6 protein-coding genes and 1 pseudogene are annotated in these 6,014 nt (G+C 37.7%); 1 reads left to right on the forward strand and 6 read right to left on the reverse strand.

The window, feature by feature from the left end; translation table 11 throughout:
• The 6 genes and pseudogenes from P364_RS0134675 to P364_RS35925 form a co-directional block, all read right to left on the reverse strand.
• The coding region (locus tag P364_RS0134675) for an ArsR/SmtB family transcription factor (protein ID WP_024634524.1) at nucleotides 1–240 on the reverse strand (240 nt) is incomplete at its 3' end.
• Between the two features lie 865 nt (nucleotides 241–1,105).
• Nucleotides 1,106–1,576, reverse strand: coding sequence for a C40 family peptidase (locus P364_RS0134680; RefSeq protein WP_024634525.1), 471 nt, complete (start codon nucleotides 1,574–1,576; stop codon nucleotides 1,106–1,108).
• 306 nt (nucleotides 1,577–1,882) lie between these two features.
• Nucleotides 1,883–2,956, reverse strand: coding sequence for a copper resistance D family protein (locus P364_RS0134690; RefSeq protein ID WP_024634526.1), 1,074 nt, complete (start codon nucleotides 2,954–2,956; stop codon nucleotides 1,883–1,885).
• Nucleotides 2,953–3,549: a copper resistance CopC family protein gene (locus tag P364_RS36535; protein WP_024634527.1), complete on the reverse strand. Its 597-nt coding sequence runs from the start codon at nucleotides 3,547–3,549 to the stop codon at nucleotides 2,953–2,955. Before P364_RS36535 ends, P364_RS0134690 begins: the two co-directional genes overlap by 4 nt.
• A gap of 39 nt (nucleotides 3,550–3,588) precedes the next feature.
• Nucleotides 3,589–3,957 (reverse strand): hypothetical protein, encoded by a 369-nt coding sequence (locus tag P364_RS0134700; RefSeq protein ID WP_024634528.1) that lies wholly within the window; start codon nucleotides 3,955–3,957, stop codon nucleotides 3,589–3,591.
• A gap of 333 nt (nucleotides 3,958–4,290) precedes the next feature.
• A pseudogene (locus P364_RS35925) lies at nucleotides 4,291–5,226 on the reverse strand (cation diffusion facilitator family transporter).
• A 252-nt stretch (nucleotides 5,227–5,478) separates the two neighbouring features.
• Here P364_RS35925 and P364_RS0134710 point away from each other — a divergent pair.
• Nucleotides 5,479–5,724: a hypothetical protein gene (locus P364_RS0134710; RefSeq protein ID WP_024634529.1), complete on the forward strand. Its 246-nt coding sequence runs from the start codon at nucleotides 5,479–5,481 to the stop codon at nucleotides 5,722–5,724.
• The last annotated feature ends 290 nt before the right edge of the window (nucleotides 5,725–6,014 follow it).

Raw genomic sequence — 6,014 nt, forward strand, 5'->3', positions numbered from 1 at the left:
ATGAGTATCATCTAATGAATAAAAAACAGTCTTTCCCTCTTTTCGGCGCTTAACGATTCTCATATTTCTTAAATAACGCAGCTGGTGAGAAATCGCGGACTGTCCCATTTCAAGAAGAACAGTAAGATCATGAACACATAGTTCTCTCTGTAATAAAGCATGTATTATTTTAACTCGAGTAGGATCACTAAATGCCTTAAACCAGTCTGCCACTTGAACTGCCACATGTTCTTCAATCATTTGAGTCTTAGCTTGTTTATAATCATCCTGAGAGCCAAGACATGTAGTATCACAATCTTCGATAAGGGTGGCTTTCTGGTCATCTTATAAATCACCTTCCTATTCACCATTACTACTTATTTTATAGTAAAGGTCAAAAAAACGAAAGGATTACGATTAAGATATGTTACATAGATGAATATAGTTAACTCTGCTCAATTCATCTGAGTAACATATTGACCCCATCCAACCATTGTATTCTCAAAAGGTCTGCCATGGTAAACCAACGAAATAAAGCCCCTCGGCTACAGATACCCCCTCCGAGTGCTCAATCTCCCCTTCTTTAAACGCCTCAATAATATCTATCCATTAATCAACACGTTAAAACCAGTAGCAAAAAAAATCACGATTTAGAGGATAATGGGTTCACCAAGCGACAGGTTGTACCATTTGAAGTCTCTATAATGGAAGGACAGATCAACTTCAATTGTTTATTTGTTAGACAGTACAGCCTTAATTACTCTAATGACTTCATTTTGTATACTGACATTGCTAATTATTTTCGCAGGTCTTATTGTGAGCAGATACTTATATTTTTGGATTCCCTATATTCTAGATTGGCTTTAGCTTTGTGGAATTTAGTGTCGTGCGACGAATTCGCATCGTCCGCAACATGATCTAAACCTTCCCATAAAAAGCGGGGTCATGAAGTCTTTTCAAGGACTTTAATTATATCTTTGACAGATGCTTTATTCTTCAGCTATATTTTTTCTAGTCGATTGTGGGGTAAATGCAGCAAAAAAAGAACTACATATTGTAGTTCTTTACACATGACTTTATATTTAGATCGGATCACCTGTCGATCAATCCAGTTCTAACGCTGTTACTAATGCATTTCTTTTGTCATCTTGTTGGAGTTATTTTGTGAAACGACTCTTCTTGCCGTCACATACCGCTCTTTATAATACTTTTCACTTAGCCGGCTAATTGTAACTCCCCTACTACTTGAGGAATGAGCAAAAGAATTGTCTCCGATGTAAATACCAGCATGTGAAATTCCTCGCCCGCTCGTATTAAAGAATACAAGGTCACCTGTTCTCAGGTCTTCCATCTCAACCTTAATCCCCGATTTCGCTTGCATTTGTGAAGTGCGCGGCAAATCAATGTTGTACTTGTTCATAATATATAAAATAAAGCCAGAACAGTCAAATCCTGAAGTGCTTGTCCCCCCCAGACGGTATGGAGTGCCTATCACTTCATTTACTTCTGTCTCAATACGTACCTCGTTTGCCGACACAGACTCTATGTTAGAGAACATAAATATAGCACCAAGGGCAATCATAAATACTCTTTTCAAAAGTTTACTCCTCCTTTGAAGGTGAATATCTGTTATTGAATGTCAAAAAAGATTAAAAATTTGTAACCCTACACACTGTAGTATATTGTTGTATGGCTCGTCTACTTTTTCTCCATTCTTTTAATTCTTGTTGGTCATAGGATTAATCGCTTCAATGCGTGGGTATGACTCTCTGACATCACGCTCTGACTCGGTGAACCTCTCACCGTAGAACTGTTGTACCAGGAAATTTAAGTTAAAAAGGTAATCATCCTGGATAAGAATAGTCATCTGTCTCAGCATTTTTTTGCAATCTCTCGGACTAAATTAGGATACGGAATGTATGAAGCCAACAAATGACACTAGACTAAATAATACACCAAAGGCCACAGCTGCATATACATTCTTATTTTGTTTTAAAACGACGTACATGGCGATAATTGTACCCAAGGCCAATAGATACATAAATACTGTAAAGGTTTGAACATGAAACTGAACAGGGTACAAGATGGGACCTCCCTGGTTAAACCAATTGTACAAACCTGAAGCAGATAGTTTCATGGTTTCGGGGTTCAGTTCATGTGGTGCTGGTTGTTGATTCAAAAAACCGGTGATGATATAAATGACCAAAATTAAAATACCTTCTGCCATTAGCCATGTTTTAGGATTGAAATGGGCATTATTTTTAATTCTGCGTTTCATTATAAACCCGTTGAAAAAGGCCATTATTAAGAGTGGAACAATTAATAGATGTTTCATAAGTAATGCTTGCCCGTACGAAGTAACCCATGAGTTAACATAGTCTGGATCCGTTCTGAAATTTAGAAAGAGGCCAGAAAGAAGAATCATGATCATCACTACTACCGCAAATGGATGATACCAAGAAAGAAATGCTTTCCAGTTATCGGCGCTATTCGGCATGTATCTACCAGCGACCATCAAAATCCCCGCCCAAATCGTTACAGAGAACAAATGAATGAAATGATTCCAAAAACCGACCATCCCAAAATAGGAAGAAGAATGGCTTGACCAGGATAAAGTAGCTATAAGCCCAATCGCTATCAGTAATAGTGCCACTGTGTGAACACGACTCATTTGTCTTTTCGTGAAAATCATCATCATGAACAAGATTGAGAATATCAATGTCCACATATATGCTTTTCCTTCTGCAAATGAAAGCATAACACTTCTAAATATGATGAACCAGTTTGTGTCATTTGCGAAAAAAACAATAATCCGAAGAACCGGAAAAAATGAGAATATAATGATCCCTGTAACGACCCAAACCATTTTCATTTTAGGCACCTGAATATTAGGATGGATTCGTGGAAGGATTATCGTACCCAATAATAATGCTAAAAAAATGTAAAGAAATGGCTCTCCTAACCAATACCAGTTCATGATTTTCTCCTTCTTACAAATCGTCTGGAAAGATCAATAATTATCAAAATCACAGCTAATCCAATAGCAAAATACCACAAAGCATTAGAGTTGGATGAATTCTGAGTTAACTCTTCACCTTCAGATGGTGCAGTCGATGTAAACTCAGGAGTAGTTTGCGGATTATTTGGGGTCATGTCATTCGTTGCTATTTCATCACTCACAGGAGGCTGAATAGGAAGATTCACTTGAAATGGGTAGTCTCCTTCAATAGGATGACCATCCTTACCAACAATCTTCCACTTAATCGTGTAGTTCCCGTTTTCAAGACTGCTTCCTGTACTGATGTGCCTGATCATGGTATTATCCTTAATTTCAGTAGAATCCAATGGGACTTCTTTTTCTCGTTCATCCAACAATTTAAACGAACTTAACACCTCAATCTTTGTGTTGAATTGAAGTGTGATCACATCTAGATTCGTTGTGACCACCTCGCCGACTTTTGGGGAAGAAGATTCCAGCTTGGTATGTGCATATGAGTTAGATGGAAACAAAAAAAGAAAACTAAAAGATATAATCAGAGCCAATAGTATTGTTGATTTACGGATGTTCATGAAGAATGAGCCCACCTTCCTAGGGATAAAATAAGTCATTTAATTTACTGTAGAGTCATACTGTCTTGAAAAGTGGAATCCACCAGCGGCATAAAAGTGCCCCAATAATGTGTAGTCATTGCTTGATAACAATTTCGTTTCTGTCGAGTATATCCCTTCACCTTCATAGGCAGCTTGGAGCCATACGGAACCATTAGTCTCAGCGCTCCATATCTCAAACATAACCCATGAACCATCACTAATGATCGACTCATCGAGAATTACTTCAATACGGGATTCATCCTCAGATTCTTGTTCAACCTTGATCTGCATATCCGAAACACCCCCTGTTCCAGCCATTGGTGTACTACACCCTGACAGAATCAGGATTATAGTAAGTAGAGACATGTATACTGTATATCTACGCATTCACTACCCTCCTTTTATTTAAGTATCGCGCCAGCCACAGTCATTCATACCTGACGAATCTTCTTGTTTAGACTATCATATGAACATGTATTCATTCAACGAGGTGAATTCGACAAAATTCCAAACAAAGTATCAACTTTATCTTTTGAACTGGAAAATTAATATTTAATAATTCTATTGAAAAGTTCTTTCATATATTCACTTGTAGATTGTTATTTGTTCATCTATGGTATCCAATGATTGAGGAAGAAACTAGAAATAAAACGAGGTTTGTTCCTTCATTAGGAACAAACCTCGCTAGTATATTAATTTGCCCTTACAAATCCAAGGTAATCAATGACTATGATGAGCATGTGCATCAGGCTGATCTGCTTTGACAACGCATAAGACAGAAGAATCATGCAAATGTTTTTCTGATTCAACTTGTAGAGTCACGTGTTTAATCCCTTTATGTTCAAGCATATGTTCAACCTTCTGTAGGAGTACTTCAGTTTCATATACATTCTGATTTCCTTCTACGACGACGTGGCCCGTCAGGACATTAAAGCTACTGGTGATCGACCACACGTGTACGTCATGCACTCCTTTAACACCGTCAACTTGTTCTAGCCGGTGTTCCTTCCATTAATACATTTAATGCTGACTTCGTCACATAGTATCCACTACGTAGAACCAAAGCTGCAACAATAACGCTTGCAAGAGGGTCTGCCCAGCTCCAGTTAAAGAACATCATGAGCAGGGCCGCCGCTATTGCGCCGATGGAACCTAACATGTCACTGATAACGTGAAGGTAGGCACCACGCATATTTAAATTGTTTTCGGTATCGCTTTTGCGCATCATCACCCAAGCAACTAAGATGTTAACTAGCAAACCAATTACGCTGATGATTAGCATTCCTAATGTAGCAACTTCTGGCGGACTGATGAATCGGTTGATAGCCTCGAAGAAAATATACAGAGAAACCACAATTAGAGTGATGCCATTCAATGCAGCTGCTAAAATCTCAAAACGACGGTAACCATATGTTTTCCCGGTATTTACTTTTTTTTCACTAAAGGTAAATGCAAGCAGTGCTACACCAAGTGCAATAGAATCGGACAACATATGCCCTGCATCCGATAGTAGGGCTAAGCTGTTCGTAATAAATCCACCAAATGCCTCCACAAGCATATAACCTGTTATGACAATAATGAGACTAAAAGTACTTTTCTGTTAGCTGATTGTCCATGACTGTGTGTATGATCATGACTTTCATTATAACTGGACATTTGCTCTCTCCTTATATGCGGCAATCACTCATACAATTATGGGTTTTTTTTATTGTATGGATGGTTCTAATGTCCACCATATGAATGAAAGTTATGCAAATGATATTTAAAGATAAATCAAACATCTCTTTGTTCCATAAATCTAAGATTTTGTTGTTTTCGTAATAAATTGACTAGCAAATTTAACCTTGAATTAAAAAATAATCAGTTAACAATAATATGTCTTGACTCCCATTTGAAAGGATGATTTTTATGCAAGAAATTTCCATCCCTGAGCATTACGAAGTGAGACTTCACAATGGCCATTTTGACTTAGCGCAACATGAAGAAGCGCATACTGGTTATTATGAAGGAAAAATGGAAACTCTCTCAGGTGAACCACCACAAGGACATATCCCACACGGATACCATTGGATCTCAATACCTGGACATTATGATCGACACGGTGATCATGATCATTATGAGGCACCTCACTGGGCTCTTCATGAGCATCATTAATACTGATCCGCTGAATTAAGTGTGTAGGGTAGGGTGTTGTTTTGAACAATGCCCTACCCTTTCTAGGTTAATCCAGACATTATTCAAAAAATGAGCACTCGTGTACGTGACAAGCACTCTTCTTTACTTTTAATATACATATTCCTAGATTTTTATTTACATTTAAACGATAACCTTCATATTGGTAGATAGATGAATAAAAGCACATGCGTTCATATTTGAAACAATAGGAGGAATAAAAGTGAAATTATCAAAAAAAATATTCCCTGCTGGTATTATCCCCTCATGGT

The organism is Paenibacillus sp. MAEPY2 (genome assembly GCF_000499205.1).
In the GTDB taxonomy this organism is placed as follows: Bacteria; Bacillota; Bacilli; order Paenibacillales; family Paenibacillaceae; genus Paenibacillus; species Paenibacillus vandeheii.

What these genes read in the sequence shown, in the direction of transcription:
- P364_RS0134690 (WP_024634526.1), bottom strand. Translation starts at nt 2,956, where the DNA reads ATGAACTGGTATTGGTTAGGAGAGCCATTTCTTTACATTTTTTTAGCA.
- P364_RS0134710 (WP_024634529.1), top strand. Translation starts at nt 5,479, where the DNA reads ATGCAAGAAATTTCCATCCCTGAGCATTACGAAGTGAGACTTCACAAT.
- P364_RS36535 (WP_024634527.1), bottom strand. Translation starts at nt 3,549, where the DNA reads ATGAACATCCGTAAATCAACAATACTATTGGCTCTGATTATATCTTTT.
- P364_RS0134700 (WP_024634528.1), bottom strand. Translation starts at nt 3,957, where the DNA reads ATGCGTAGATATACAGTATACATGTCTCTACTTACTATAATCCTGATT.